This is a genomic window from Ramlibacter sp. (assembly GCF_050250995.1).
GTDB lineage: Bacteria > Pseudomonadota > Gammaproteobacteria > Burkholderiales > Burkholderiaceae_C > Ramlibacter.
Map to the genome: position 1 here is coordinate 199,573 of NZ_JBFWNP010000001.1, position 26,607 is coordinate 226,179.

The following is a 26,607-nucleotide window of genomic DNA, read 5'->3' on the forward strand; positions in this document are numbered from 1 at the left end:
GCAGGATGACCCTCGACGCCCGCCTGCGCGACCGCCTTGTCCTGCCCGCATTCTGCGCGCCCATGTTCCTCGTGAGCGGCCCGCGCCTGCTCGTCGCCGCATGCAAGGCCGGCATCATCTGCGGCACCAATCCCGCGAACTGGCGCGACGTGAAGTCCTACGAGGCGGACATGCTCGCCATTCGCCGCGAGCTCGACGAGTACCAGGCCGCGAACCCCGGCGCGCGCATCGGGCCGCTGGCCACGAACATCAACCTGCGCTCGAGCCGCGAGGAGGTGGAAAACCACATCCGCATCTGCAAGGCCGCGCGCGTGGACATCATCGTCTCGGTCTCGGGCGACCCGACGAGCCTGATCGAGCAGGTCCACGAGAGCGGCGGCGTGGTGTGGCACGACGCGACGTCGATCCGGTTCGCGGAGAAGGCGATCCGCGCGGGGGCCGACGGGATCATCGCGATCGGAGCCGGCGGCGGCGGCCACTCGGGGACGGTCACGCACCTCACGCTGATACCGCAGATCCGCGCGATGTTCGATGGCACGATCGTGATGGCCGGCGCGGTGTCGAACGGCGCCGCGATCCGTGCGGCGGAAGTCCTCGGCGCCGACCTCGCCTACCTCGGCACGCGTTTCATCGCGACGCAGGAGGCGGATGCGCCGGATGCGTACAAGCAGATGATCGCGGAAGCGGAGATCACGGACCTTTGCTACACGCCCACGGTCAATGGCGTGCCGGCGAACTGGCTGATGCCCTCGCTGCAGTCGCACGGGTTCGATCCGAAGACGGCGGCCGTGCCGGCGTCGAAGGGGACCGCGCATCTGCCCGAGGGCATGAAGCCCTGGCAGAACGTGTGGAGTGCCGGGCAGGGGGTCGGATTGATCCGCGACATTCCCACCGTTGCGGCGCTGGTGGATCGATTGCGCGACGAGTATGTGGCGGCTTGCGAGACGCCGTCGATGGCGGAGGTGGCCCGGCGGCGGTGAGGGTCGTGCCGACAGGGACCCGGCCGGAGAAACGAACATGGGATCGAGAGCGATGCCGATAGCAATCACGCCCGAGTGGTCATGCGTGCTCGATGCGAAGGCGAACGTCGGCGAAGTGCCGATCTGGTCTGCGCGGTCCCAGCGCCTCTACTGGATCGATATCTATGCCCCGTCGCTGAATCGGACCGATCCGCTGACCGGTGCAACGCAGACGTGGCGTTTCACGTCGCCCATCGGGAGCTACGCGCTGGATGCCGACGAAGCATTCGCCCTGGTGGCATTGCAGGAGGGATATTTCAAGCTGGATCTGCGCACCGGCGCTTCATCCATGCTCTTCGCTGCACCGTACGACGTCGCCAACTACCGGTTCAACGACGGGCGGTGCGACCGTCAAGGCCGGTTCTGGGTGGGCACCGCGCGACTGCGGGACTCGACGCAGCCGGACGGTGGCGCTTCGTTCTATCGACTGGACGCACAAGGGCCGGTCAGGCTGATCGAGGGCGTCACGATCGCGAACGGCATCGCCTGGAGTCCGGATGGACGAACGATGTATCTTGCCGATCGGCCGAACTGGCAGATGCTCGCATTCGACTACGACCCGGCAAGCGGGGTGCCGAGCAACCGACGACGATTCGCCGGCCTGAACGTCGGCGAGATTCCGGATGGTGCCGTGGTCGACAGCGAGGGCTTCTACTGGATCGCGTTGATGGATGCCGGCAAGATCCTGCGATTCAGTCCCGCCGGGGAACTGGATCGAATCCTCGAGGCGCCGACACTGCAGCCGACCATGATCACGTTCGGAGGGCACGACTACCGGACTCTGTTCGTCACGACGGCGGCCCATGATCGCGGCTCGAAGGAAGCGGCAGCGGAACGTCTCGCCGGTGGAATTTTCTCGCTGGATCTGGACGTTCGGGGGATTCCCGAGCCGAGAGTGAAGTGGCTCTGGGGTTGAGGGGAGGCTCGCTGGATGTCTACCAGAGCCCGCCCTCCCGAACAGCGGGAAAGTTGATAGGTACAAATCTCTCTGCCGCGATTGCAGACTCGCCACATGCTGCGCGTAGCCCTGGACGAACTGATCGAACACGCCGATGAGGCAATGCGTCGATTGCTGCAACTTGTCGACATCTGCGGCTTCGTGATGCTGCGAAGCTAACCCTCCCGAGTCCCCCTGCAAGCAGGAAAACGTGAACACCCCCAGAACATCTTCCCTGCATTCGCGCCCGCCTTGGCAGCGCGCTTCTTCATCCCCGATCCGCACTTCGGGCACATCGGCGAAACACTGACCGTCGGCGGCGGCGACATAGGCGCCTCAGGCTGCTGGGAAAGTAGCCCCGACAGGGTCTTTCCGTCCCATAGCTGGATGTTCCGTCCTTCCGCGAAGGCAACGGCATCCGACGTGAATGCGCCCGAGGTCACAACGTAGCCCTCGCTGGCGCCGCTCGCAGCCATCACGCCGTAAAGCTCGCGCACGACCGTCACGCCGACCTTGAACGCCTTCCACTGCTTGCACTGTACGAGCGCAAGTTCGCCGTTCTTGCGCATTTTCAGGTCGTAGCCGCCATCGGCGCCGCCATCGAAATTCTCGGCGACCGAATAACCGCGCTCTCGAAAGACTTCGCTGACGAAAGCTTCGAATTCCCGCCATGACATTGTCGAAATCGCATGCGTACCGCCACCGGTGGCGTCGACCATGAGCTGGGCGCGCCTTCGACGTCTGGCGAACGAAACCGCCGCTGCGACGACGCAGAGCGCGGGAACGACCACCTTCCCTATGGAACCAAAAGCCGCCAACATCGTGACCTGGATGGACGCAGCCAATTGGCCCTGCACGGGAACACCAGAAGTCAGGCGAGAAAGTCGCTCGAGGACGAAGTAACTCGCGATGGCCAACAAGAGCCCCACCCACCACGGTAGCATGGCCACCAAGTTCAGAAGCGCTTCCGCCCCGCTATTTCGCCTGCGTGCCATGGACCGTTTCTCCCAAGAGCCAAAGCATACCCAACCCGTCCAGAAAGACCCACGCAGGGCGCGCTTGCCTCACCGAAGGCGAGAAAAATCCGTCACCCCGTCCCTTCGCGTCGAAGCGAGCGCACTTGCGTTGCCCCAGTGTCTCGCAATTCGTGTCACCATTCCGACGTGCATGCGAGCGAAGATCGTATTCGGGATGTCATCGAAGAATTGCTGTGCAGCCGCGCTCTGTCGGCGACGATCTGCCCCTCGGAAGTGGCACGTGCGATCGATCCGCAACGATGGCGCCCTCTGATGCCGGAGGTCCGCGCAGCGGCGATCGCACTCGCGAAATCGGGGGCGGTCGAGATCCGGCAAGGTGGGCTCACCCTCGACCCCGATCAACCGTTGCGGGGGCCGATCCGACTGGGGCGGGCGTTGGCTGGCGCTGGCTCGTCGGATACGAGCTGAGCCCGTGTCGGTCGGGATCGTTCCAAACTCTCCCGTCTCGAATCCCGGTGCAGCACCGTTCAGCTACCCCAACCTACAGCCGCGCAGGACTCCCCCCACATCCTCACGGCCTCCGCGCCGCTCCCTCTGCGCCGCCCATCGCGCTCCAATGACACAAAGCGGATTGACCGCAAAGGAGCAACTCATGAAGAAGTACATCTTGACGGCGGCCGCGGTGGCTGCGTGTGCATTCGGCGGCGCGGCGCGGGCCGATCTGATCGACAGCGTGGGAACCACGCTGTCCAGCATCTTCGGCGTGCCGTACGATGCGCGGCCCTCCGGCACCATCACGCATGTCTACACCGATGCCTACGGTCGCCAAGTGCAGGTCGATGCCGCCGGCCGGCACACCGTGATCACGCAGCCCGGCTACGTCGACCAGTATGGGCAGGTGGTCCCCTACGGCAGCGCCCCCGGCACCTACGCCGTGGCACCTTCGTACGACAACGACCGCGACGGCGTGTCCAACCGGTACGACCGCTACCCGAACGATCCGCGCTATCGCTGATCGCGAATGACGAGCGCACCCCCGGTGCGCTCCGTCAGGTCTCGCTCGGCGCCCGGGTTTCGCTGCCCAGGGCGTCGAGCAGGTCGGGCAGAAGCCCGGCCAGCTCGCCCGTGAGGATGGCCGCGTCCGCATCGAATCCGTCCTCGTCCTTGCCCGGCTTGTCCACGCCCTCCATCACCACGTCCAGCATCTTCATGCGGCGCACCAGCCCCGTGTCGCTCAGGACGAAGGACACCCGCTCGTTCCATGTCATTGCCAGCTGGGTCGGCACCTTGCCGGCCGAGATGTGCTGCGCGACCTCGTCGATGTCGAGCGTGTGGCGTGAGTAGCGCACGCTCGATTTCTGATCGTCCGGCGTCTTCAGTTCGCAGTCGCGGTCGATCGTGAAGTTGAACGGCGCCTCGCGCGTGACGAGCCAGTGCGCCATGGCCGCGGAGGGCGACAGCTCTGTCTGCGTGAGCTGCAGATCCAGCGCCGGTCCGGCACCCGGGATGTCGATCAGCGCCGCGAGCAGGGCCGACACGATCCGGTCCGCACCCGCCAGCGTGCCGCTGTCGATCACCAGCATTTGCTGCTCCGGTGCGAGCCAGAGCAATGTGTGGCTCCGCTTGGTGAAGGCGCGCGGCAGCAGGTCCAGGAGCACCTCCTCCTTGAACTCCTTCTTCGCCTTGGCGCCGATGCGCTCCTGTCCCGTTTCCTTCTTGTACCTTTCGATCTTTTCCTCGACCCCCGCCTTGATGGCCGACGCGGGCACGGCACGCTTTTCCGTGCAGAGCTTCAGGATCAGCTGGCCGCCCACGAGTTCCGCGAGCTGGGTGTGCCTGGCGCCGCGCGGCGGCACCCAGCCGCTCGACTCGGGCTGGGTCGGGCCGCAGGGCACGAAGCGGGTCTTTTGCAGCGCCTTTTCCAAGGCGGGAAGCGGCGGCAGCTCGAAGCCGTCCGCGATGCGGAAGTAGCAGGCGTTCTTGAACATGAGGGGCGCATTCTAGGGCGGACGTCCGTCGGCGACCCGGACAACATGACCGATGCGCCCGCAGCCCCTCTGTAACGCACGCCTTCCGCCCCTACCCCATCATCAGGCGTTCGATCTTCCGGTTCGCCCCATTGAGCTTCTTGAACAGCGCGAGCAGCAGCGCCTTGTCCATGCTGACCATCGCGTGCGGATCGGCCTGCAGCGCCTCGATCGCGGTCTTGCTGAACTCGGCCGCGACGATCTTGTCGTCGGCGATGACGGTGGCGGATGCGGTCATGGTGCCGTCGCCGAAGAAGATCGCCTCCCCGAAACAGTCGCCGGTCTCGATGGTGCCGACCACCTTGCCGTTGCGATAGGCCTCCGCCGCGCCGTACAGGATGACGTAGAAGGCCTTCAGGTCCTCGCCCTGCGACATGATGCTCACGTCGGAGCGGAAGGTCCTGATTTCCGCCATCGCAGAGAGGCGCTGCAGCCACTCGTCGGAAACCGGCTGGAAGAACGAGCACTTTCGCAACGCATCGAGGCGGGCCGACGGGTCCTCCGTCAGCTGCCTCGCATGACGGGCGAATTGGTCGTCGATGCTGTCGAATTCGTCCATGTGTTCTCCTCGAAATTCAGACCTTGGACGGGGGCGCCGGAGGCGCTGGCTTCTCCTCCAGGGACAGCTCCAGCGCCGCCGGTTTCGTGGTGGGCGCCGCTGGCGTTGCCGCGGCTGGCGGCGGCGCGGCAGCGGCCTGCGCAGGCTCCGGCTTCCTGATCTTCACCACGAGCTGACCCGGCTTCGGGGTGTCGTCATCCTCCTCGGGCTCCGGCTCCTTCTGCAGCGACAGCCCGCCGGTTGCCGCCTCCCCGGTGGGCAATTCCTCGCGGATGAAGCGCTTGCTGTTCAACTTCAGCCGCAGCATCAGCTCGCTCTTCGAATCCGAATTCACCTGCAGCTCCTGCAGCGAGATGTCGCCCGCGTCGTAAAGCTCGTACAGGCACTGGTCGAAGGTCTTCATGCCGAGCTCGACCGACTTCTTCATGATCTCCTTGAGCTGGCCGATCTCGCCTTTGGCGATGGCGTCGCGCGAGGTGGACGTGCTGAGCAGAATCTCGATGGCCGCGGCGCGACCGCCGGAGATCTTGCGCACCAAGCGCTGCGAAATGATGGCGCGCATGTTCAGCGCGATGTCGTTGCGCACCTGCTCGTGCTTCTCGATCGGGAAGAAGTTGACGATGCGGTCGATGGCCTGGTTGGCGCTGTTCGCGTGCAGTGTGGCCATGCACAGGTGGCCGGTCTCGGCGAAATTGAGCGCGTACTCCATCGTCTCGTGATCGCGGATCTCGCCGATCAGGATCACGTCGGGCGCCTGGCGCAGCGTGTCCTTCAGCGCGTCGAACCAGCCCACCGTGTCGATACCGACTTCGCGGTGCGTGACGATGCAGTTGCCGTGCGGATGCACGTACTCCACCGGGTCCTCGATGGTGATGATGTGGCCGTGCGTCTCCCGGTTGCGCACGCCGAGCATGGCGGCGAGCGTCGTCGACTTGCCCGATCCGGTGCCGCCCACCAGCAGCACGAGCCCGCGCTTTTCCTGCACGACCGACTTCAGGATCGGCGGCAGGTTCATCTTGTCGAAATCGGGGATCTCGGTGGTGATGACGCGGATCACCATGCCGGTTCGCTGCTGCTGCGTGAAGATGTTGATGCGAAACCGGCCGATGCCCTCGAGCGAGATCGCGAAGTTCTGGCCCTTGGTGTCGATGTAGCTTTGCCACTGCTTCTCGGAAGCGATGGCGCGCGCCATCTTGCTCGTGTGCTCCGCCGTCAGCGGTTGTTCGTTCAGCTTGGTGAGCTTCCCGTTCAACTTGATCGAGGCCGGGAAGCCGGCGGTGAGGAACAGGTCCGACCCCTTCGCCTGCACCATGGCGCCGAGCATCTTGTGGACGATGGACTGGTATTGCTGCTTTTCCTGGGGATCCATGACTGCTCCTGATCCGTGCCCCCGGCGCGCACGCCGGAAAGCTACGAATGTAAGAGCAATCGATCCGAGTTGAAAGGTCGCAGGAGCCGCGGAGCCTGCCGACGGCGCACCTGCTTCGCGTGAACTCCTAGACCGACGCGTCCCGGAACGCGCGCAGCACGCTGTTGATGCGAGTCTGGTAGCCCGGTCCTTGCGCCTTGAACCACTCGAGCACATCCTGGTCGACTCTCAGCGAAATGCTCGCCTTGGATGGGAGCTGCTGCAGTCCACGCCGAACGACTCCACGAACGATGTGCCTGATGTCGGCTTCCGGGTGGTCGTCCGAAGAAGCGCCCTTGTCCTCCTTCAGACGCGCCCAATCAGTTCTGGATTTCATCGAAGTAGATTTGCGCTTCGCGCTTTGTGGCTTTGCGGAACGAGATGATGCGGATTTCATGGTCACTCTCCGTGTGAACTACTGAAACGGGAATGCCGGCCAAGAGGCCAAGCGTCACGAAGCGCTGCTCGCCATAGGCGAACCTGGCGTCTTCGAACGTGAACGTCACGCCCTCAAAGACCAGTGGAGCATCAACAAAGTCGAGGTCGTGGCTGTTGAGGTTCGCGGCGCGCTTGGCCTCGGACCATGTGAACTCCATGCGCAAATTGTATATACACTTCGTATGGGCGTCAACTGCTTGACGTGCGACTCGAACCCTACCGAACCCCCGCCCCCCGGACCTCGATCCTGACCTCGTCGAGCACGGCACCCGCGGCGTCGACAAGCTGCACGCGATGCCGCCCCGGCCACGGCAACCACGCCGCGGCGTTGCCGCGCGCGAATTCCTTTCCATCGATGCGCCACCGCAAGGCACTGCGAGGGCCGACGCCGCCCGCCGCGAAGTGCAGGCGCTGCCGATCCGGCGGAATGTCGGGGTCCAGCGCGATGATCGCGCCCGCGGCTGGCTGCCGGATGAACGCCGCGCCGTCCGTCGCGCGTGAACTCGCGGCATCGCGCGCTACGGCGAACAGCGGCTGCTGCGTGCCTGGAAGGAACCATTCCGAGCGCGGCGCTTCCAGCGCATCGCCGAAGACGACGCTCGTCGAAACCACCGAAGTCGGCGGCACCGGCGCCCGGCGGGGTTCGTCGCGGTGCAGATGCCGCATCACATCGGCCCAGACGGGCGCCGCGCCGCTCGTGCCGCTCACGTCGTGCATCGCCGCGCCGTCCGCGTTGCCGACCCACACGCCCACCGTGTAGCGCTGCGACCAGCCCACGGCCCAGTTGTCCCGCATGTCCTTGCTCGTGCCGGTCTTCACGGCCGTCCAGAACCGGGTGCCCAGCAGGCTGTCGGTCCCGAACGTCCGGGACCGCGCATTCGGGTCGGACAGGATGTCGCCCACGATGAAAGCCGCACCTGAATCGATGGCCTGGGGCGAGACTCGCATCCCCGCGCGCGGGCGCGAAGGCGAGAGCGAGGGAGAAAGCGAATATGCCACCTCCCCGAACTTCCCCCCGTTCGCCAGCGTGCGATAGGCATTCGTCAGATTCAGCAGCGACACCTCCGCACTGCCCAGCGCGAGGCTGTAGCCGTAGTAGTCCCCGCCTTCCTTCAACGGCAGGCCGACTGCCCGCAATTGCCGCGCGAAGTCTTCCGGCGACACCATGACCAGCGTGCGCACGGCAGGCACGTTCAACGACGCCGCCAGTGCGGTGCGCACCGTCACCCAGCCCTTGAATCCGCGGTCGTAGTTCTGCGGGATGTAGAGCCCCGACGCGGTGGGGATGTGCGTCGGCGAATCCTCGAGCAACGATGCCGCGGTGAGCCGCCTCTGCGAAATCGCCTGGGCATACAGGAAAGGCTTGAGCGTCGAGCCCGGCTGCCGCGGCGCGGTGACCCCGTCCACTTCGGCTGCATCGCTGAAGACGCCCGAGGAGCCCACCCAGGCCAGCACTTCGCCGCTCGCGTTGTCCAGAACGACGACCGCGCCGTCGTGGACGTTGCGGCCGCGAAGTTCGGCCAGCTGGCGGTGCAAGGCCTGGACGGCGACGCGCTGCACCGGCGCGCGCAGCGTCGAGCTCACCCGCGGCGGCGCGCCCGCGGGCAGCAGACGCCGCGCGAGATGCGGGGCGATGCCTTCGTCCGCGGGGAGTCCCTTGTGCTGCAGCGCCGCGTGAGTGAATGCGTCCAGCATGAGGCACGAGGCGCCCGGCTGCATCGCCTTGAGCACACCGCACGCCCGGGCCGCGATCTGCGGCGGCCGCGCGTTCGGCGCGCGCACGAGCGCAGCTGCCACGGCCGACTCCTGATCGTCGAGTCCGTGCGCGGCCTTGCCGAACAGCGTGCGCGACAGCGCATCGACACCCGCGAGCTCGCCGCGGAACGGCACGAGGTTGAGATAGGCCTCCAAAATCTGGTCCTTGCGCCAGCGACGGTCCAGCACCTGCGCCGCAATGGCCTGCCCCACCTTCTGGACGACGCCGCGACCGCCAGCCTCCTGCTTCAGGTCGTCGTCGAGCAGGCCCGCCAGCTGCATCGTGAGGGTGGATGCGCCGCGCGTTCGCGTGTTCCACAAATTGCCCCACGCCGCGGACGACACGGCGCGCCAGTCGACGCCGCTGTGCTCGTAGAAGCGCTTGTCTTCCGACAGCAGGATCGCCGTGCGCAGCGCGGGCGAGACGGCGTCCAGCGTCACCCACGCACCGCGTCGCACGCTCGCATCGGTGCGCAGCCGGTGGAGCACTTCGCCCTGGCGGTCCAGCAGCACACTCTCCGACGATCGGTGCGCGCGCTTCACTTCCTCGAACGACGGCAGCGCGGCGGCCGGCCCCGCCACGCAGGCGCAGAAGAGCAAAGACGCAAACCAGCGCAACTCGGTCACCGCCCCGGCTCCACTTTCATGCGCGCATTCGGCGCTTCGCCGAACATCTCCGGCGCGTACATCGCCTCCGCGCGCGTCGGCGGCAGGGCGAACTCGCCCACGTTGTTCAGGCGCAGCGTGTACTGGACGGTGAACGTGCCCTTGGGCACGCGTTCGTAATAGCCGCGCCATGATTCGAAGCTGCGTTCCTCGTACGCGGGCCACACGCCAGCCGCTCGCTTCTCCGCCGAAGTCGCCACCTGCGAATCGCGGGCCAGTCCGCCGCCGAGCAGCGTCGAGCCGCCGGGGATCGGGTCCGTCACCACCACCCACGCCATGTCGGCCGACGCGGCGATCTCGATGGCCACGCGCAGCACGTCGCCGCGCGAATACTTTCCGGGCACCGCCTGCTCCACCGGGGTGATGGTCTTCTTCACCGAATAGCCCGCGTCGAACGGCGCCTTCAGGTCCACGGCAGCGACGGACTGCAACGTGAGCCACGGCTTGCCGGTGCCCTGGTGCGTGACGGCCAGCGTCTCCTTGCCCATCCGCGGCGCCCACGGAATGAACATCGCGGGCCGGGGCTGGCGCCAGTCGGCGGATGCGGTCGCGGACGCCGTGCTGGCGCGCGTGCTGCCGCCCACCGGCGCGGATTCGAACTTCGCCGAGAACTTCTCGAGCGCGAGCCCACCCCATACATTGGCCGTGGTCGTGAGCCACGCGCCGCGTTGCTGGCGGGCGATGAATCCCGCCGCCAGGCGGCCCATGTCGTCCTTCCACGCGGGATCATCCATCACCGTGAGCAGCAGGCGCGCGGTGTTCACGTCGCCGTTCTGCATGAGCCACCACCAGTAGTCCTCGCGCTCGGTGCTGAAGGTGGCCTTGGTCCCCTGGAAGGACAGGCGGGCCTTGAGCACCTGCATCGCCTGCGCCAGCCGCTGCTCGCGTTGCGGCACGTCGCCCACGCGGCGCAGGATGCCCACCCAGTCGATCACCGCGTGCGTGGGCCACTGGTTCGGCGCAATGGCGATGCTGCCCACCATGCGGCCCTGCGCCTTCCCGTGGCGCGAAAGCGCCTCGAGCGCGGCGAGCTTGCGCACGTCCAGGTCCTTGCCGTTCCACGACTCGCGCTGGATGCGACCCTCGACGAAGGCGATGAGGCCGCGCTCCATCGGTGCGCGCACGTCGTCCGGCAGCGCGTAGGCACCGTCGATGCCGGACGCCTCGTGCGCGGTCGCGAGCAGGTAGGCGGTGAGCACGTCGCTGCCGCGGTTTGTCTCGCCGTCGCGCGGGGGGAAATAGCTCGCGAGGCCATCGCGGTCGAGATATGTCGGCAATTGCGCGACGACGCCCTGCCAAAGCTTCGGATCGCGCAGCCCGATGGACTTGCTGGCCTTCTGCTCCAGGCAGGTGAAGGGGTAGTCGACGAACCAGTCGCGCACACCCGGCAAGCCGTCCGCCAGCTTCGGCACCAGATTCACCTTCAGGCCGCCCCGGCCTGCGATCGCATCGGCGGGCGGCTGCACGTCGAGCGACAGCGCGGGGTCGAGCTGCACCAGCGTGGCCTGCTGCACCGTGAGGGGCACGGCAGGCAGCAGCCGCTGGCGCGCCTTCAGCGCGTCGCGCGCGCCGCCCAGCGTGTCCTTCGCCTCGATCTCCCACAGCAATGCCTCCGCGCGCGTCGCCGCGAGCTGGGGCGGCGCCTTCACGTTCCACGCCACTTCGCGCGCTTCGTTCGGCGGGATGTCGATGGTCTGCGGCGCCAGCGCGAGCAGCGTCGCGCGCGGCGCGACCTCGACCTTCATCGCCTTCGCCGTCGTGTTCCTGAGCGTCAGCTGCGCGCGGAAGCTGTCGTCCTCGCGCACCAGCGGCGGCAGGCCGCTGATGATCTGCAGATCCTGTGTCGAGCGGATCGTCGCCTGCCCCGTGCCGAACAGGCCGGTGCCCGAATCGGCCACCGCCGCGATGCGGAACGTTGTCAGCGCGTCGTTGATCGGCACCTCGACGACCGCCTGCCCGGCCGCGTCGAGCACCACGCGCGGATTCCACAGCAGCAGCGTGTCGAGCAACTCGCGTGTCTGGCCCTTGCCGCCGCCGCCGCCCGCGGGCACCGCCTTGCGGCCATAGTGACGCCGCCCGATGATTTCGCCCTGCGCCGTCGATGTCTGCACGCCCCAGGCGCGCCGCTGCAACATGGCCGAAAGCAGGTTCCAGCTGTCGTTGGGCATCAGCTCCAGCAGCGCCTGGTCCACGGCCGCGAGCGCCACCTCCGCGTTCGCGGCCGGCTGGCCGTTGGGCAGCTTCGCGCTGACCGTCACGCGTGCCTTGCCGCGCACCGGGTAGGCCTCCTTGTCCGGTTTCACGGCCACCGCCAGTTCGTGCGCGCGCGTGCCGACGCGGAGTTCCGCAAGGCCCAATCGAAACGCGGGCTTGCTCAGGTCGACCAGCGCCGTCGGTGCGGTGTATTCGCGGCCCTCGAACCAGAAGGCCGTCCACCATTCGCGCGGCGCGCGCAGGCCCCAGGTGAAGAAGCTGTACCAGGGCACCTCGCGCAATCGGCCGCGAAGCGCGAGCACGCTGACGTAGACGTTGGGTCCCCAGCCTTCCTTCACCTGCAGCGTCACGGTCGGGTCGCGACCGTTGAGCTGCACCACCTTCGTGTCGACGATGCCCTCGCGCTCCACCGCCACCAGCGCCGTTGCGAAGCGGAACGGCATGCGGACCTGCAGCCGTGCGGTTTCGCCGGGCTGGTAGGCCTTCTTCTCGGGCAGCACGTCCATGCGGTCGTGGTTTTCGCCGCCGAACCACACCTCGCCGCGCTTCGTCACCCACACCGCGCTTGCCGCTTCCGACGTCGCGCCCCGAGCGTCCTTTGCAGTCGCCACGAGTTCCACTTCGCCCGCCTGCTCCAGCTTCACCTCGCACAGCAGCATGCCGCGCGCATCGCTCTTGCCGCTGCACACGCTCCCGAGGTCCTTGACCTCGGTCCTGTTGTCATAGGTGTAGAAGCCCCCCACCATGCGCTTGCGGCTCGTGGTGACGATGCGCGCCGTGGCCCGCACGTCGAGCGGCACGCCGGCCGCCGGCTTGCCGTCGAGTCGAAGCGCCAGCGCCTGCAGCCGCATCCGCTGCGCGGCCGATACCCAGCCCTCGGTCTTGATCGCCGCGACCACGGCGGCGGGCCACAAAGGCTGCACGCTGCGCAGCGTCTGTACTTCGCCGTTGGGGTCGGCGTAGCTCGCCTCCAGCACGAGGTCCTGAGCGCGCTTCGCAACGGGCACGTTGGGAATGGCGACCTTGCCGGCGCCGTTGCGGTCGAGCGTGACCGGCAGCTTGTCGGCGATGACGCGCTGGTCGGTGGATGCGGCGGCCTCCTCTTCATCGGAACCCGTGCCCGAGCCCGCCTGCACGGGGCGCGGCGGATTGAAACTGAACTCGTCGTAGTCGGGGAAGCTCGTCGAGCGCGGCCGCACCGCCGCCGTCACGCGCACGGGCAGGTGGGCGGCCGGACCGCCGGACACGTAGTTCACCTGCACTTCGGCGGGCACGGCGCCGGAGTTCACCAGCGGCTCGTTGCCCGCCACGCTCACCCGGCCTTCGAACACCGGCAAGCGGAATTCCTCGACGCGGAAGTAGCCGGAGGCCGTGGCCTGCTCCGCGGGCCCCTTCAGCGTCACCTCGTACTGGCCCAGCTTCGCACCCGGCGGCGCCTGCCAGGTACTCTCCGCGCTCAGCCCGCCGGTCGCCGTCTTGCGCCACGCGATCTTCTGCGTGAATTGCTGGCCGCTGCCCCGGTGGGTGATGACCATCTCGGCCGGCGCGTTCTCCGGCAGGCCGAAGCCGGTGCGCGTCTGCACGCGCGCGATGTGCTTCATCGACAGCGTTTCGCCGGCGCGCAGGAGCGTGCGGTCCATCACCGTGTGGAGGCGCGCGTCGGGCTGCGTGTCCGTGCTGGTGGGCACGTTGAAGCGCCACGGCTCGATGCCCTGGGCCCAGTCGCTCCAGGTGAAGCTCATGTCGTCCGCGGCACGCGCGCTGACGAAGTAGGCCTCGTGCCAGCCGTCGACCTCGGGACAGCGGGGCGGCTCCGGCTTCAGGCCCTTGAGCTGCACGATTCCCTGCGCATCGGTCGTGCCGGACGCGAGCTCCCTGCCGTCGCAGTCCGACACGCGCACGGCCGCATTCGGCACGACCTGTCCCTTGTCCAGCGTCGTCACCCACGCCATCGAGTTCTCGCGCCCCAGCTTGAAGTGAACGCCCAGGTTGGTGACGAGCGCCGACGTACGGACGTACATCGTGCGCGGCTCGCCATGACGCCCGTCGAGGAGCGACTTGCCGAGCACCTGCGATGCGATCTCCAGCACGTGAAAGCCGGGCGCAAGCGGGATGCCGACCACTTCGAAAGGTCGCGGGGCTCCCGCGGCGGGCGCGGGAAGGTTCAGCGTCTTCGCACCCGCTTGCCCGCCGAGCAGGGACACCATGCGCGTCTGCACCGTGTCCTTGTGCGAGGGGTCGACGACCTTGGGCAGCGGCGCCTTGACGTCCCTGCGCGCCATCTCGCGCGTCACCGTGAAGTCGTTGTAGCGCCGAACCTTGCGAAACCACTGGATGATCTCCGCGTCGCCCTTCGGTTGCAGATCGCTCACCTTGCCGGGGGCGAGCATGCTCGCCTGCGGCGACGCCTCCACGCTGCGCAGCGTCACCGGCAGCAACGGCGGGCTGCCGGGCTCGGCGAAGCGCTCGACGATCCCGAAGGACGCCGCGGGGAATTTCGCGAGCGGGGGCATCGCGGCGGTGGCGACCTTCAACGGGAAGCGGTCCGCGTTGTGCAGCGCGCGGCCGGATGCGTCCTTGAAATCCTTCGGCAGCTCGAGGGTGAACTGCGCGCTTTCGGCCAGCGGCGGCTTGAAGGTGATTTCCTCGACGACGGCTTCGGCGTCGGCCGTCCCTTCCATCGAAGGCGTCAACGCTTCCCGCGCGGACTTCAGCCGGATCTGCGCCGCCAGCTGGCGGGAGACGGGCGCGTTGAACGCGAGGGTGATCGGCCGCAAGGGAAGGCAGGCCGCCTGTGCGTTCTCGCGTTCGCAGCCGAAGGTCGCGGCGAAGGGCTCGCGCACCTTGAAGTTGAAGCGCCGCTCGACCGAGTTCGCAACGCCGCCGGGCGTGGCGACGCCCTTGCCGTACACGAGCTGCACCTTGGCATTCGGCGCCAGCCTGCGGTTGCACGCCAGGGTGACGAAGCGCAGCGGGTCCCGGGCCGCGGCCTTGTCGGCGTTCATGGCCTTGAGCAGGGACGCGCGTTCGGGCGGCGCCAGCGTCCGCACGGGGACGCGCTCGCCCAGCCCTTCGACGGCGCACCACACGTTGTCGGCGATGCTCTGCATCGCGGCCGCGCCATTGAGGCGCAGCATGAAGAACTGCGCCTCGTCGATGCGGCTGCCGGCCGAAGGACGGATGTCCTGGACGAACGGGCCGCCGGTCGTGAACCGGAAATCGACCGCCGCGAGCGCGTCGCCCTTCGGCGAACGAAACCCGGCACGCGAGCGGATCGCGCAGCTCACGCCCGGCGGCAGGTCGGCCTGGAACACGAACACCCATTCCCGTTCGCTGTTCCAGCGGCCGGTGCCCTGCGTTGCCTGCGCATCGCTGCAAGCGAGTGCGAGCGGCGCCGCCGCCTTCGCGTCGCCGAAGTTCACGGCCGGTGCATCGAACCTGGCGACGATCTGCCGCACGCGCGAGACTTCGCCTTGCGGCGTCAGGCTCGCGATCTGCAACGCGTGGGCTTGCAGTGCGCCGGTCGCAATCGCGGCGGCCAGCAGGAATCGGGAGAGTGAGAAGTTCAAGCGGTCGCTCCTTGCGCTTTGAAGGAGGGTAGCCGAATGGCTTCGGCGATGGCCGCGCGTCCGCCACAGCCGATCCGTCAGATGCTCCAGCAAAGGCTTCACCCGCTACGTCAAGGACGAGGGGCAAGCCAGCAGCTGGCGCGGGCAGCGCAATGTTGAGGCCGCAGCCGCTACTTGACCTTGCGTATCTCCACCATGTCGGCGGCGAACACGGCGTCGAACCCCTCGCCGGGCTTGCCGATGGAAAGGTCCTGCAGGTTGTTCTTGTTGAAGTAGTCCTGGAACTCGGCGCTGGCGCGGGCTTGCAGCAGCGCCTTCTGCAGCGCTGCATAGCCGGCCGGGTTCCTGGCCTTGAATGCGGAGGGCACCACGTAAATGCCGTAACGGGCCATGAAATCCGGCGATGGCATGCTCACGCGCATGGGCCCGAGGATGCTGGCCAGCGTGGGGGCTTCGGGCCAGCGCGGACTTTTCCTGGCCGCGCCGATGAACAAAGCCTTCACCTGCTGGCGCAGGTTGAAGCGCGCGAAGTCGTCGCCGATCGTGGCCGCCACGTCGCCGGCCAGCAGCGCGTTGGAAGCTTCGGCGCCGCCTTTGTAGCCCACCACGGTCACGTCCAGGCCCAGCAGGCTGCTGAACAGCCATTTGGCGTACGCCTCCTGCGCGCTGCCGGCCGCCACCGACACGGCGAGCTGGCCCGGCTGGGCCTTGGCCCGGGCCACGAAGTCGGCGAAGCTCGCCATGTCGGAGCCGTTCTTCACCAGGAAGACGCGCGGGTCGACCATGTCCACCATGATCACCTGAAAGTCCGAGATCTTGAATCCCGCGTTGCCGCGCTCGACCGCCATGTACAGGTCGGGGTGGTTCATGGCCATGACGGACAGGCCATCGCCCCCTTCGCGCAGCAGGGCGCTGGCGGCGATCTGGCCGCCAGCGCCGGGCACGTTCTTGACCACGACCGGGCGACCTGCGGTTTTCGCCAGCGGGATGCCGATCAGGCGCGCCAGCAGGTCGGTGCCGCCGCCGGGGCCGTAGCCCACGATGATCTCCAGCGGCTTGCTGCTGCCCTGGCCCCAGGCGGCTCGGCCCGACAAGGCAAGTGCGGCGCCTGAGCCCATGAAACGTCGGCGGCAGAGGTTGGCGGTAGTTGCGTTCATCGTGATGTCTCCTTGAAGTGGATTTACTTCAGCAGGCGCTGGTCGTAAGGCGTGGTGTTGATCTGCTCGTGACCGTCCTTGGTCACCAGCACGACGTCCTCCAGATGCGCCCCGCCGATGTCGGGCCGGTCCGGCAGCACGATGCGCGGCTCCAGGCACATGACCATGTTCTCGACCACTTCGAAGTCGATGTTCTTGTCCACCAGCGGATCGCCATGCAGGCCGTAGCCCAGCTGGTGGCCGGTGTTGCCGGTGTAGAGGTAGTCGCCCCAACCGGCATCCCTGATCACTTCACGCGCGCGCGCATCGATCTGCTGGCAAGTCACGCCGGGCTTGATGATCTTCTTGGCTTCGTGCAGCGCCAGATGCGTGGCTTGGTAAATGGCCTTCTGCTCCGGCGTGGGATCGCCCCCGCAGATGACGGTGCGCCCCAGATCCGCGGTGTACCCTTTGACCACGGCGCCCAGGTCCAGGATCACCATTTCGCCGGCGCGCATGATCTTCTCGGTGGCCACGCGCTCGAACATCGAGGTGTTGTAGCCCGAAGCGACGAGCGGGATGAAGGGCTCGAACTCGGAGCCTTGCTTGCGCATCACGTACACGGCTTCGGCCACCACGGAATGCTCGCTGACGCCGGGCTTGATGGCGGCGATGGCGGCATCGGCGCCCATGTCGGCCACCCTGACCGAATTGCGGATCAGCTGCACTTCGATCGGGTGCTTTACCGCAGTGAGCTGAGCCCAGACCTTGCCCAGGTTGCCGATCCGCAGCGCCGGGAATTGGGCCTTCAGACCCTCGTGCACCATGAAGGGCATGAGGTCGGTGCCGATACGGGCGTTCGCCAGCCCATAGTCGGCGATCATGCCGGCGATGACGGTGTGCCAGCTGGTCACCGGTGGCAGGCGGCGCGCGTCCTCGATGTCGGACTTGAAGCGGATGCGCAGGTCGTCGCTGCCCGAGATGTAGCCCACCACCGGCGGCTTGCCCTTGACCACCAAGACCACGTATTCGGGCTCCATGAAAGGCCGGAAGCCCTTCACGTAGAAGTCGGTGACGTAGCGCACCGCTTCCGCCTTGAAGAACATGAAGGCGTCGAACTCCGACCTTTCCAGCGCCTGCTGGACCTTCTGCTGCTTGAAGCGGTGCAGTTCGTCGCCGGCGTAGAACACCGGGTCCTGTTTTTCGAAGCCGGCCGGCATGGCCTGGGCCTTGTTCATGACAAGCAGCCTTTCCTGGGAATTGAAAAAATGATCCGGGCAAAGGCGTCGATGGCCGCCTTCACGGCGGCCTCGTCCACCTGCGAATGGGTGACGAAGCGGATCTTGGTCCGCCTCGCGTTGGTCAGCACGCCGCGCGCGGCCAAGGCCTTGTTGATCTCCAGGGCGTCATCGGCGAAACGGTCGACAAAGCAATTGACGATGTTGGTCTGCACGCGCGGCACGTCGACCAGGCTGGCGTCGATGGCGGCGAGCCCGACGGCCAGCTGGCGGGCCAGCTCATGGTCGCGGCGGTGCTGCGTGTAAGGGTCCTGCAGGGCCACGATCGCGGGCGCGGCGATCAGGCCGGCCTGGCGCATGCCGCCGCCCAGCATCTTGGCCGCGCGGCGGGCGTCGCGCATGAAGTCGCGCGGGCCGGCGAGCACGGCGCCCACCGGCGAGCCCAGACCCTTGCACACCGCAAACCAGACCGAATCCACATGGCGGCAGATCTGGCTGATCGGCACGTTGAGGTACGTGGCCGCGTTGAACAGGCGCGCGCCGTCCAGATGCACCGGCAGCCCGGCCTCGCGGGCCACTGCGTGGATGGCCTCCATGTTCTCCAATGGCGCCACGGATCCGCCCGAGGCGTTGTGCGTGTTCTCCAGGCAGATGAGGCGTGTGGGCGCCAGCGCGAGGTCGCTCGAAGCGCGGATGGACGCTCTCACGTCCTCCGGGTTCATCACGCCGTAGCTGCCCTTGACGGGCCGGGCGATGGCGCCGGCCAGCACCGACAGGCCGCCGCCTTCGGAGTTGTAGATGTGGGCCTGCTCCTCGAGGATCACCTCGCCGCCCCGGCAGCCGTGCGCCATGACGGCGGACAGGTTGGCCATGGCGCCCGAGGGCACGAACAGCGCGTCCTCCTTGCCTGTGAGCTCGCGGCTCAGTGCCTCCAGCTCGTTGACGGTGGGGTCGTCGCCGCGCGCGGCGTCGCCCAGCCTGGCGCTGGCGATCGCGGCCATCATCGCGGGCGTGGGCAGCGTGACGGTGTCGCTTCTGAAATCGTGAGTGGTCATGGACGAGGAGAAAAGGAAAGCGGCGGATCAGCCTCTCGAGCGAGCTCATCGTAGGCCTCCCCTAGAATCAGAAAAAGCGATTTCTTATCAGACGTGAGTTGAGGATTACTTATGAATCTCGCCATGTTGTCGACCTTGGTGGCGATCCTCGACCGGGGCAGCTTCGCGCAGGCGGCGCAAGAGGTCGGCTGCACGCCCAGCGCGGTCAGCCTGCAGGTCAAGCAGATGGAGGTCTATTTCGGCCAGCCGCTCTTCGACCGGTCGGCCCGCACCGTCAAACCCACCGATTTCGCACTGGAAGCGGGGGCGGTGGCGCGCGAATTCGCGGCCCGCTTCGAGGCGTTGCGAGCGCGGCCGGCCGTGGCCGTGGCCGGCCGCGTGCGGCTGGGCGCGATCGCCACCGTGCAGACCGACGCCATGCCGCAAGTCCTGCGCACCTTGCAGGACCGCCATCCAGCGCTCAGCGTCCACGTGTCACTGAATGACTCCGACGTGCTGCTGTCCGAACTCAAGGCGGGGCGCATCGACGCCGCCATACTGGTGCGGCCGCAGGCCGGAGGTTCCTCGCGGCTGGTCTGGCAGAACGTGGTGCGCCAGCCGTTCGTCATGCTGCTGCCACCGGGCGTGGCGGCGGGCACACCGCAAGCCATGTTGCAGCGCTTTGGCCTGATCCGCTACGACACGACCCTCACAGGGGGAAGGATCGCCGATCAGTACGTGCGGCGCATCTTCCCGCGGGCGCGCCCTGCGATGGAACTGCGTTCCATCGACGCGATCGTCGCGATGGTGTCGGCGGGGCTGGGCGTGTCCATCGTCCCGCAGCCACGCAGGCCGTTGCTCGAAGCGCATGGGGTGGCCGAGCTGCCGCTCGGACGCAATGCGCCAGCGCGTCAGATCGCCATGGTGCGCCGCAATGCGGATGCCGATAGCCGCAACCTGGAGGCCGTGTTCTCAGCGGTGCAAGCCGCCTTCGCCGGGCGCTGAGCCCATCAGCGGGACTGCACACTGCGCAAGCCGGCCAGCGAATCCGCCACTCGCCCCGCCGCCCGCGCGCTCGCGCCCTTGCCCGTGATCGCCAGCGCCGGCGCGCGCGCCAGCATGCGCTCGAACACGCCCCGCACTTCCTCCGCGCCGATGCTCTCGATGGTCGCGATCGCCTCGTGCGGGGGCGTGACGGTTCCGCTCGCGAAGAGCTCTTCGACCGCCTGCTCCATGGTCGCGTAGGTCCGCTCCCCGGCGCGCACGCGCGACACGATCAGCTGGTTCTTCGCACGCTCCAGATGCACCGGATCGATGGCCGCGGCATGGGCGCGCAGCAGGTCGCCCGTGGCCGCCATCAGCGCGTCGAGCTTGTCGGGCGTCGTCACCGCATGCACCACGAAGTTCGCCCATGCATCGCCGCCGTCCACCATCGCATAGGTCGTGTAGGCAAGGCCGAGCCGCTCGCGCACCGTGTCGACCAGCGGCGACGACATCCCTTCGCCGAAGACGTTCGCAGCCAGCGCGGCGGCGAGCCGCCAGCGTTGCTGCGCCATTTCGTCCTGCCGCACGGGGGCGATCGGATAGGCCAGGTTCACGAAGACCTGCGACACCTGCGCGTAGCGCCGGGCCAGCGCCCGCGCGGCGTACGTCGCCGGGGCCGGCGCGTGCGACGCGGCGCCGTCCGGCGAGCCGGGCATCGCCGCGAAAAGCCTGCCCGCGCACGCGAGCCAGGCATCGGCATCGAAGTTGCCCGCGGCGGCCACGACGGTCCGGTCCGCCGTGTAGTGGCGCTGCACATGGCGCACCAGGTCCTGCCGCCCGAAGCCTTCGATGTTGGTCACCGTCCCGATCACCGGCATCCCCATCGGGCCGTCGCCCCACAGGGCGCGATCGAGCAGGTCGCCGCAGCCGTCCTCCGGGTCCTCCTCGTACTCGATGGCTTCCTGCCGGATCACTTCCAGCTCGCGCTGCAGTTCGACTTCGGGGAAGGTCCCGTTCAGGACGATGTCCGCCGTCATGCGCAGTAGCTGCTCCGCATGGCGGCCCAGGCCGTTCATGAAATAGCCGGTGCAGTCCTTGCCCGTGAACGCATTGACGTCCGCGCCCAGGCGCTCCGCGTCGAGGTTGATGGCCTGCACGTCGCGCGTTGCGGTTCCCTTGAACGCCATGTGCTCCAGCACGTGGCCGATGCCGTTGGTGGCGGGCGTCTCGTCGCGCGAACCGACGCGCAGGAACACGCCGACGCTGACGCTGTGGACGTGGGGCATGGGAATTGCAAGAAGTCGGGCGCCGTTCGCAAGCGTGCGGAGGATTCCGGGTTGGCCGAGTGTCATCGGGGAATTGTCGCTGCGCATTCGCGTCGCTTCCGGCAGAATCCCCCGGCCCCGTCCATTCGAGAAACTCCGATGAACAGAATGACCTCGCAAGACTCCGCATCGCACGCAGCCCATGTTCCCGGCCGGCCCGCGGGTCCGGGGTGGCGGCGCACCTTGGCCCGCCTCGGCCTCCAGCTCCTGCTGGTGTCTTCCGCGGGCCTCGCCGCGGCGCAGCAGCCCGCCTCGCGCGAGGACTGCGAACGAAACTACAAACCCTCCGTCGGCCAGTCCGGCAAGGACGTCATCTGGGTGCCCACGCCCGACGCCCTGGTGACCCGCATGTTCGAGATGGCGAAGGTCACGCCGCAGGACACGGTGGTGGACCTCGGCGCGGGGGACGGCAAGATCGCGATCGCGGCCGGCAAGCTGGGCGCCAATGCGGTTGGCATCGAATACAACGCCGACATGGCGAAGCTGGCGGACTGCCTGGTGCAGGTCGAAGGCGCCCGGGGCAAGACCCGCATCGTCCAGGGCGACATCTTCAAGGAGGACTTCAGCCATGCCTCGGTCCTCACCATGTACCTCCTGCCGGAGCTCAACCTCTGCGTGCGGCACCGCATCCTCGCCATGCGTCCCGGCACGCGCGTGACGGCGCACCAGTTCAACATGGGCGAGTGGACGCCCGACGAGACGAGCCACGTCGAGCATCGCATGGCCCACCTGTGGATCGTGCCGGCCCGCGCGGGTGGCTCCTGGTCGGTGCGGGGCTTCGGAACGGGCACCGCGCGTCTCGAGCTGGCACAGGACTTCCAGATGATCGGCGGCGAACTGCGCCAGGGCGATGCGCGCCGCCCGCTGATCGGCGCGCGGCTGCACGGGGACGAGCTTCGATTCGCGATCCAGGACGCCGATGGCGTGACCCGCAATTTCACCGGCAAGATCACGGGGAAACGGCTGGCGGGCGATCTGACGACCCTGGACGGGTCGAGGACCGAAGTCACCGGCACGCTGCAGAGCCGGCCCCGTGCCGTGGCGTGGGCCGAGATGGCCCCGAACTGCAAGCGCTTCTACGCAAAGTGACGGCGGCCTTCGCGCACGCCGGCACCGAAAGTCCGCCGCGCAATGGCGCGGCCCTACAATCCGACTCGCCGCGCCGGCAGCCATCGGCTTGCCGGCACGGTCACGCTAGGGGTGCTGGCGCGTCCGCGAGGAAGCGCCGGCTGAGAGAGTCCCTTCGAACCTGATCGAGGTAATCCTCGCGCAGGGAAGCACGTTCCGGAGCCTGCCGGCATTCTCTTCTCGCGCCGGCATCGGAGGCACCGGAACGTTCGCCGAACTGCAACCTGCATGAGTTGCACATGGAACATTCGTCGGAACATTCGTCCAGTTCGCGCTTGCGCGATTTCTCCAAGTCTTCCGGTCCTTCCGGTTCCTCCGCTTTCCGATCCTTCCGTCGCCTGCGGATCGCGCTGGTGTCGCTGGCTCTGCTGGCCGGCGGCGCGAGCTTCGCGCAGCAACCCTCGCAGCCGCCGCGCGCCGCAGCCACACCCCCCGGACACACGATCGCGGAAATCCAGGTCATCCCGACACCCGCGGGCACCGCCGACAACCGCTACAAGCATGTCGACGCCGCCATCGCCATCATCCAGGCCTCCGGCCTGCGCTACGAGGTCCATGGCCTGGGCACGGTCGTCGAAGGCCCGGCCGAAAGAATCTGGCCGCTGCTGCAGGCCATCCACCAGGCGACGCTCGAAGCCGGCGCTCAACGCACGCTGAGCATCATCAAGGTGTCGGGCGGCGCACAGGCCGGCGGGCCGACCGTGGACGACCTCGTCCGCAAGTTCAGGAAGTAGATCGTTTTCGAGGGGCGCGGCCTTCGCGCGCCCCTCGGCAGACGCCGTGGCGCGACGGGCCGCCGATCCACCATGCGGATCATCCCCACCCCGCCCCGGTTGTGGATCGCGAGCCCCAAACCTATGCTCGCCCCACATGAAAACTGCAACCCCCACGCTGACCCGCCGCCGGCTGATGCTCGCCGCCGCCTCCGTTTCCGCCACCACGCTGCCCACCCTCGGCTTCGCGCAGGAATATCCCAGCAAGCCCATCAAGTTCGTCGTGCCCGTCTCCGCCGGCACCGGCACCGACCTCATCGTCCGCTTTCTCGCCAACGGCCTGCAGACGCTGTGGCGCACCACCACCGTCGTGGACAACCGCGTCGGCGCGAGCGGCGTGATCGGCACCGACGTCGTCGCCAAATCGGCGCCCGATGGCTACACGCTGCTGGCCACCTACGCGGTGCACTACAGCAACCCCTGGGCCATGGACAAGGTGCCCTACGAAGCCGTCAAGGACTTCGTGCCGGTCGGCGCCTTCGCGAATTCCGCCCTCTCCCTGATCGTCCCCACCGACTCGCCGTTCAAGTCGGTGCAGGACCTGATCGATGCCGCGAAGAAGAACCCCGGCATGTACACCTACGGCACGGCCGGCGTCGGCTCCACGGGGCACGTCTGCGCGTCGCTCTTCACTTCGCTCACGGGCGTGAACCTGCGCCACGTGCCATACAAGAGCGCGGCGCAACCGGTGGTCGACACGGCCGGCGGCCAGGTCCACATGAGCTTCGCGGGCACGTCGTCCAGCATCGGCCTCGTGAAGGCCGGCAAGCTGCGCGTGCTGGCGACGACGGGGCGCAAGCGCTCCGCCATCCTGCCCGACACGCCGACGATGCAGGAAGCCGGCGTGAAGGGCTACGAAGTGAGCTCGCCGGTGTGGATCATGGCGCCCGCGGGCACGCCGGACGCCATCGTCAACAAGCTGTCGGCCGCCATGCTCACCTATGCGCGACTGCCCGAGTTCAAGGACCTGTGTACGGCGCAGGGCCTCGACGTCGATCTCGAGGATGCCGCGACCGCGCGCAAGAAGGCGCCGGCCGAATTCCAGAAGTGGAAGAACCTCGTCGCGCTGACCGGCGCGAACAAGGGCTGAGACCTTCCCGAAACCAGGACGAAGCGCCCATGTTCAAGCAGCTCGAGGAAGACGAAGCACGCAGCCAGTTGCGCGACAGCGTGGCGGCCTTCGTGCGCAAGGAGGCCGCGCCGCAGGGCGGCAACAAGGGCGCCGAGCAGGCGCCCGCGCTCGACACGCGCCGCTGGCGGCAGATGGCTTCGCTCGGCTGGCTCGGGCTGCAGTTGCCCGAAGCCGCGGGCGGGCTCGAACTCGCGGCCGGCGACCTCGTCGCGCTGCACCAGGAGATCGGGCGCGGCGCCTTCGCCGAGCCGCTGATTCCGGTGGCCGTGCTCGCGGCGCGGCCGGTGGCGCTGTCGTCCAACGATGCGCTGAAGCAGAAGCTGCTGCCCGGCCTGCTGGGCGGCGAAGTGCTGGGCTCGCTCGCGTGGCAGAAGGCGACGGGTTGCGTCGATGCCGACGACGTGGGGCCGACGGCCACCGCATCGGGCAACGGCTGGGTGCTGGAAGGCGAAGCGGTGTTCGTGCCCATCGCCGACGAAGCGCAGGGCCTCGTCGTCGCCGCGCGCGCGGCCGGCGGCACGATGCTGTTCTGGGTCGACCGCAAGGCGAACTACACGGTCGAGTCCGCGACGCTAGCCGACGGCACGCATGCCGGCGCGAAGGTGCGCTTCGACCGCGTGCGCGTCTCGCGCGCCGATCTCGTCGCGGACACCGACACGGCCCGCGAGGTGCTCGCCGAGACGCTCGACACCGCGAGCGTCGCCGCCTGCGGCGAGCTGCTCGGCGCGATGGAGCAGATGCTCGAGATGACCGTGGCCTACATGAACCAGCGCGTTCAGTTCGGCAAGCCGATCGGCAGCTTCCAGTCGCTGCAGCACAAGGCGGTCGACGTGTACGTGCAGGTCGAGTTGTCGCGCTCCGTGCTGCACCACGCGGTGCAGGTGTGCGAGAACGCGCCCACCCCGCACGATCGCGCGGTGGCCGTCGCGCGCGCGAAGAGCCGCTGCAGCGAAGCCGGCCTCTACACGGTGAAGCAGTGCATCCAGATGCACGGCGCGATCGCGTACACCGAGGAATACGCCCTGAGCCGCTTCGTGCGCCGCGCGATCGCGCTGGCGCACTCGCACGGCACCGCGGCCGCGCAGCGCCGCCGCTACGCATCGCTCGAATTGAACAACGCGGGGCACTGAGGACATGGCGATCGACTACAACGCGATGCCCGAGGCGGAGTTCCGCACGATGCTGCGGGACTTCATCCGGGCCGAATGCACGCCCAACCTGCTGTTCCAGGGCCGGCGCGTGCGCTGGAAGGAAATCGAGCCGTGGACGCGCAAGCTCGCGGCGAAGGGCTGGCTCGCGCCGGCCTGGCCGGTGGAGCACGGCGGCATGGGGCTCGGCGCCGAAAAGCTCGTGGCGTATCACGACGAGATCGACAACGCGGGTGTCTCGCGCGGCCTCGAGATGGGCGTCGTGATGATCGGCATGCTGCTGCTCAAGTTCGGCACGCCCGAGCAGAAGGCGCACTACCTGCCCCGCATCCTAAGCTGCGAGGATCTCTGGTGCCAGGGCTATTCGGAACCCAACTCCGGCTCCGACCTCGCCTCGCTGCGCACGCAGGCCGTGCTCGACGGCGACCACTGGGTGATCAACGGCCAGAAGATCTGGACCACGCTCGCGCAGGACTGCACGGACATCTTCATGCTCGTGCGCACGGACCCCGACGCGCCGAAGCAGAAGGGCATCAGCTTCCTGCTCGCGCGCATGGACACGCCGGGCATCACCGTGCGGCCGATCCGCACGCTGGCGGGCGAGGAGGAGTTCTGCGAAGTCTTCTTCGACAACGTGCGCGTGCCGCGCGAGAACATCGTGGGCCGCGCGAACGAAGGCTGGTCGATGGCCAAGGCGCTGCTCGGCTTCGAGCGCATCACCATCGGCAGCCCCAAGGTCGCGCAGGTCGCGCTGCTGCGCCTGGCCGATCTCGGCCGGCGCGTCGGCGCGTTCGACGACCCCGCGTTCGTGGAGACGTACACGCGACTGCAGCTCGACGTGCTGGACCACGTGACGGTGTACGAGCGCTTCGCGGCCGTGCTCAAGAAAGGCGGCGACCTCGGCGCCGAGGTGTCCATCCTCAAGATCTGGATCACCGAGGTCTACCAGCGCATCACCGAATACACGCTCGAGGTCGCGCAGGAGTACGGCGCGGTGTCGGGGCCGTCGCGCATCGGCGGCGGCGAGGTCGATCCGCTCGGCTTCTTCTGGCTCTCGCGGCCGGCGACGATCTACGCCGGCTCCAGCGAGATCCAGCGCAACATCCTGTCGAAGGCCGTGCTCGGCCTCGGCTGACGCAC

The 26,607-nt window shown here is 67.8% G+C and carries 21 protein-coding genes, 1 pseudogene and 1 riboswitch; of the genes and pseudogenes, 10 read left to right on the top strand and 12 right to left on the bottom strand.

Going from position 1 to position 26,607, the window contains the following annotated elements:
- The first annotated feature begins 5 nt into the window (after positions 1 to 5).
- The gene (locus tag AB7E83_RS00980) at positions 6 to 980 is read left to right on the top strand and encodes an NAD(P)H-dependent flavin oxidoreductase (RefSeq protein WP_428564211.1); all 975 of its coding nucleotides are present in this window, start codon (positions 6 to 8) and stop codon (positions 978 to 980) included.
- A gap of 52 nt (positions 981 to 1,032) precedes the next feature.
- Positions 1,033 to 1,935: an SMP-30/gluconolactonase/LRE family protein gene (locus tag AB7E83_RS00985; protein WP_428564214.1), complete on the top strand. Its 903-nt coding sequence runs from the start codon at positions 1,033 to 1,035 to the stop codon at positions 1,933 to 1,935.
- Between the two features lie 197 nt (positions 1,936 to 2,132).
- Here AB7E83_RS00985 and AB7E83_RS00990 read toward each other — a convergent pair whose 3' ends face one another.
- A complete protein-coding gene (locus AB7E83_RS00990; protein WP_428564217.1) occupies positions 2,133 to 2,951 on the bottom strand; it encodes a restriction endonuclease in 819 nt (272 codons plus the stop codon).
- A 168-nt stretch (positions 2,952 to 3,119) separates the two neighbouring features.
- On the opposite strand from AB7E83_RS00990, the gene AB7E83_RS00995 reads away from it, so the two are divergent.
- Positions 3,120 to 3,401, top strand: coding sequence for a DUF3253 domain-containing protein (locus AB7E83_RS00995; RefSeq protein ID WP_428564220.1), 282 nt, complete (start codon positions 3,120 to 3,122; stop codon positions 3,399 to 3,401).
- Between the two features lie 184 nt (positions 3,402 to 3,585).
- A complete protein-coding gene (locus tag AB7E83_RS01000; RefSeq protein WP_428564223.1) occupies positions 3,586 to 3,948 on the top strand; it encodes a hypothetical protein in 363 nt (120 codons plus the stop codon).
- Between the two features lie 34 nt (positions 3,949 to 3,982).
- Here the strand turns inward: AB7E83_RS01000 and AB7E83_RS01005 are convergent, their stop codons facing one another.
- The 10 genes and pseudogenes from AB7E83_RS01005 to AB7E83_RS01050 form a co-directional block, all read right to left on the bottom strand.
- The gene (locus AB7E83_RS01005; protein WP_428564226.1) at positions 3,983 to 4,921 is read right to left on the bottom strand and encodes a recombination-associated protein RdgC; all 939 of its coding nucleotides are present in this window, start codon (positions 4,919 to 4,921) and stop codon (positions 3,983 to 3,985) included.
- 91 nt (positions 4,922 to 5,012) lie between these two features.
- Positions 5,013 to 5,519, bottom strand: coding sequence for a cyclic nucleotide-binding domain-containing protein (locus AB7E83_RS01010; protein ID WP_428564229.1), 507 nt, complete (start codon positions 5,517 to 5,519; stop codon positions 5,013 to 5,015).
- A 250-nt stretch (positions 5,520 to 5,769) separates the two neighbouring features.
- A pseudogene (locus AB7E83_RS01015) lies at positions 5,770 to 6,888 on the bottom strand (PilT/PilU family type 4a pilus ATPase); the annotation flags it as partial.
- A gap of 127 nt (positions 6,889 to 7,015) precedes the next feature.
- Complete coding sequence (locus AB7E83_RS01020) at positions 7,016 to 7,264, bottom strand: BrnA antitoxin family protein (RefSeq protein ID WP_428564232.1); 249 nt, start codon at positions 7,262 to 7,264, stop codon at positions 7,016 to 7,018.
- Positions 7,248 to 7,523, bottom strand: a complete 276-nt coding sequence (locus AB7E83_RS01025) for a BrnT family toxin (protein ID WP_428564235.1) — start codon at positions 7,521 to 7,523, stop codon at positions 7,248 to 7,250. Before AB7E83_RS01025 ends, AB7E83_RS01020 begins: the two co-directional genes overlap by 17 nt.
- Before the next feature lie 58 nt (positions 7,524 to 7,581).
- On the bottom strand, positions 7,582 to 9,738 hold the full coding sequence (gene pbpC / locus AB7E83_RS01030) for a penicillin-binding protein 1C (RefSeq protein ID WP_428564725.1): 2,157 nt from the start codon (positions 9,736 to 9,738) through the stop codon (positions 7,582 to 7,584).
- Between the two features lie 5 nt (positions 9,739 to 9,743).
- The gene (locus tag AB7E83_RS01035; RefSeq protein ID WP_428564238.1) at positions 9,744 to 15,569 is read right to left on the bottom strand and encodes an alpha-2-macroglobulin family protein; all 5,826 of its coding nucleotides are present in this window, start codon (positions 15,567 to 15,569) and stop codon (positions 9,744 to 9,746) included.
- A 170-nt stretch (positions 15,570 to 15,739) separates the two neighbouring features.
- The gene (locus AB7E83_RS01040) at positions 15,740 to 16,726 is read right to left on the bottom strand and encodes a Bug family tripartite tricarboxylate transporter substrate binding protein (protein WP_428564241.1); all 987 of its coding nucleotides are present in this window, start codon (positions 16,724 to 16,726) and stop codon (positions 15,740 to 15,742) included.
- Between the two features lie 23 nt (positions 16,727 to 16,749).
- Positions 16,750 to 17,943: a M24 family metallopeptidase gene (locus tag AB7E83_RS01045; RefSeq protein ID WP_428564245.1), complete on the bottom strand. Its 1,194-nt coding sequence runs from the start codon at positions 17,941 to 17,943 to the stop codon at positions 16,750 to 16,752.
- Entirely contained in the window at positions 17,940 to 18,998 is a 1,059-nt protein-coding gene (locus tag AB7E83_RS01050; RefSeq protein ID WP_428564248.1) for a threonine aldolase family protein, read from the bottom strand. Before AB7E83_RS01050 ends, AB7E83_RS01045 begins: the two co-directional genes overlap by 4 nt.
- Positions 18,999 to 19,109: 111 nt before the next feature.
- Between AB7E83_RS01050 and AB7E83_RS01055 the strand changes: the two genes are divergently transcribed.
- A complete protein-coding gene (locus tag AB7E83_RS01055) occupies positions 19,110 to 19,982 on the top strand; it encodes a LysR family transcriptional regulator (RefSeq protein WP_428564251.1) in 873 nt (290 codons plus the stop codon).
- A 5-nt stretch (positions 19,983 to 19,987) separates the two neighbouring features.
- Here the strand turns inward: AB7E83_RS01055 and AB7E83_RS01060 are convergent, their stop codons facing one another.
- Positions 19,988 to 21,313, bottom strand: coding sequence for a M16 family metallopeptidase (locus AB7E83_RS01060; protein WP_428564254.1), 1,326 nt, complete (start codon positions 21,311 to 21,313; stop codon positions 19,988 to 19,990).
- Positions 21,314 to 21,385: 72 nt separating this feature from the next.
- Between AB7E83_RS01060 and AB7E83_RS01065 the strand changes: the two genes are divergently transcribed.
- The 5 genes from AB7E83_RS01065 to AB7E83_RS01085 all read left to right on the top strand — a co-directional run bounded on the left by AB7E83_RS01065 (position 21,386) and on the right by AB7E83_RS01085 (position 26,602).
- Complete coding sequence (locus tag AB7E83_RS01065; protein ID WP_428564257.1) at positions 21,386 to 22,375, top strand: class I SAM-dependent methyltransferase; 990 nt, start codon at positions 21,386 to 21,388, stop codon at positions 22,373 to 22,375.
- 97 nt (positions 22,376 to 22,472) lie between these two features.
- Positions 22,473 to 22,579: riboswitch (TPP riboswitch) on the top strand.
- Between the two features lie 188 nt (positions 22,580 to 22,767).
- Positions 22,768 to 23,148 carry a thiamine-binding protein gene (locus tag AB7E83_RS01070; RefSeq protein WP_428564260.1) on the top strand — a complete coding sequence of 127 codons (381 nt, stop codon included), beginning with the start codon at positions 22,768 to 22,770 and terminating at the stop codon, positions 23,146 to 23,148.
- Positions 23,149 to 23,284: 136 nt separating this feature from the next.
- Positions 23,285 to 24,277 (top strand): Bug family tripartite tricarboxylate transporter substrate binding protein, encoded by a 993-nt coding sequence (locus tag AB7E83_RS01075; RefSeq protein WP_428564263.1) that lies wholly within the window; start codon positions 23,285 to 23,287, stop codon positions 24,275 to 24,277.
- 29 nt (positions 24,278 to 24,306) lie between these two features.
- On the top strand, positions 24,307 to 25,449 hold the full coding sequence (locus AB7E83_RS01080) for an acyl-CoA dehydrogenase family protein (protein WP_428564266.1): 1,143 nt from the start codon (positions 24,307 to 24,309) through the stop codon (positions 25,447 to 25,449).
- A gap of 4 nt (positions 25,450 to 25,453) precedes the next feature.
- Positions 25,454 to 26,602: an acyl-CoA dehydrogenase family protein gene (locus tag AB7E83_RS01085; RefSeq protein ID WP_428564269.1), complete on the top strand. Its 1,149-nt coding sequence runs from the start codon at positions 25,454 to 25,456 to the stop codon at positions 26,600 to 26,602.
- Positions 26,603 to 26,607 lie beyond the last annotated feature (5 nt).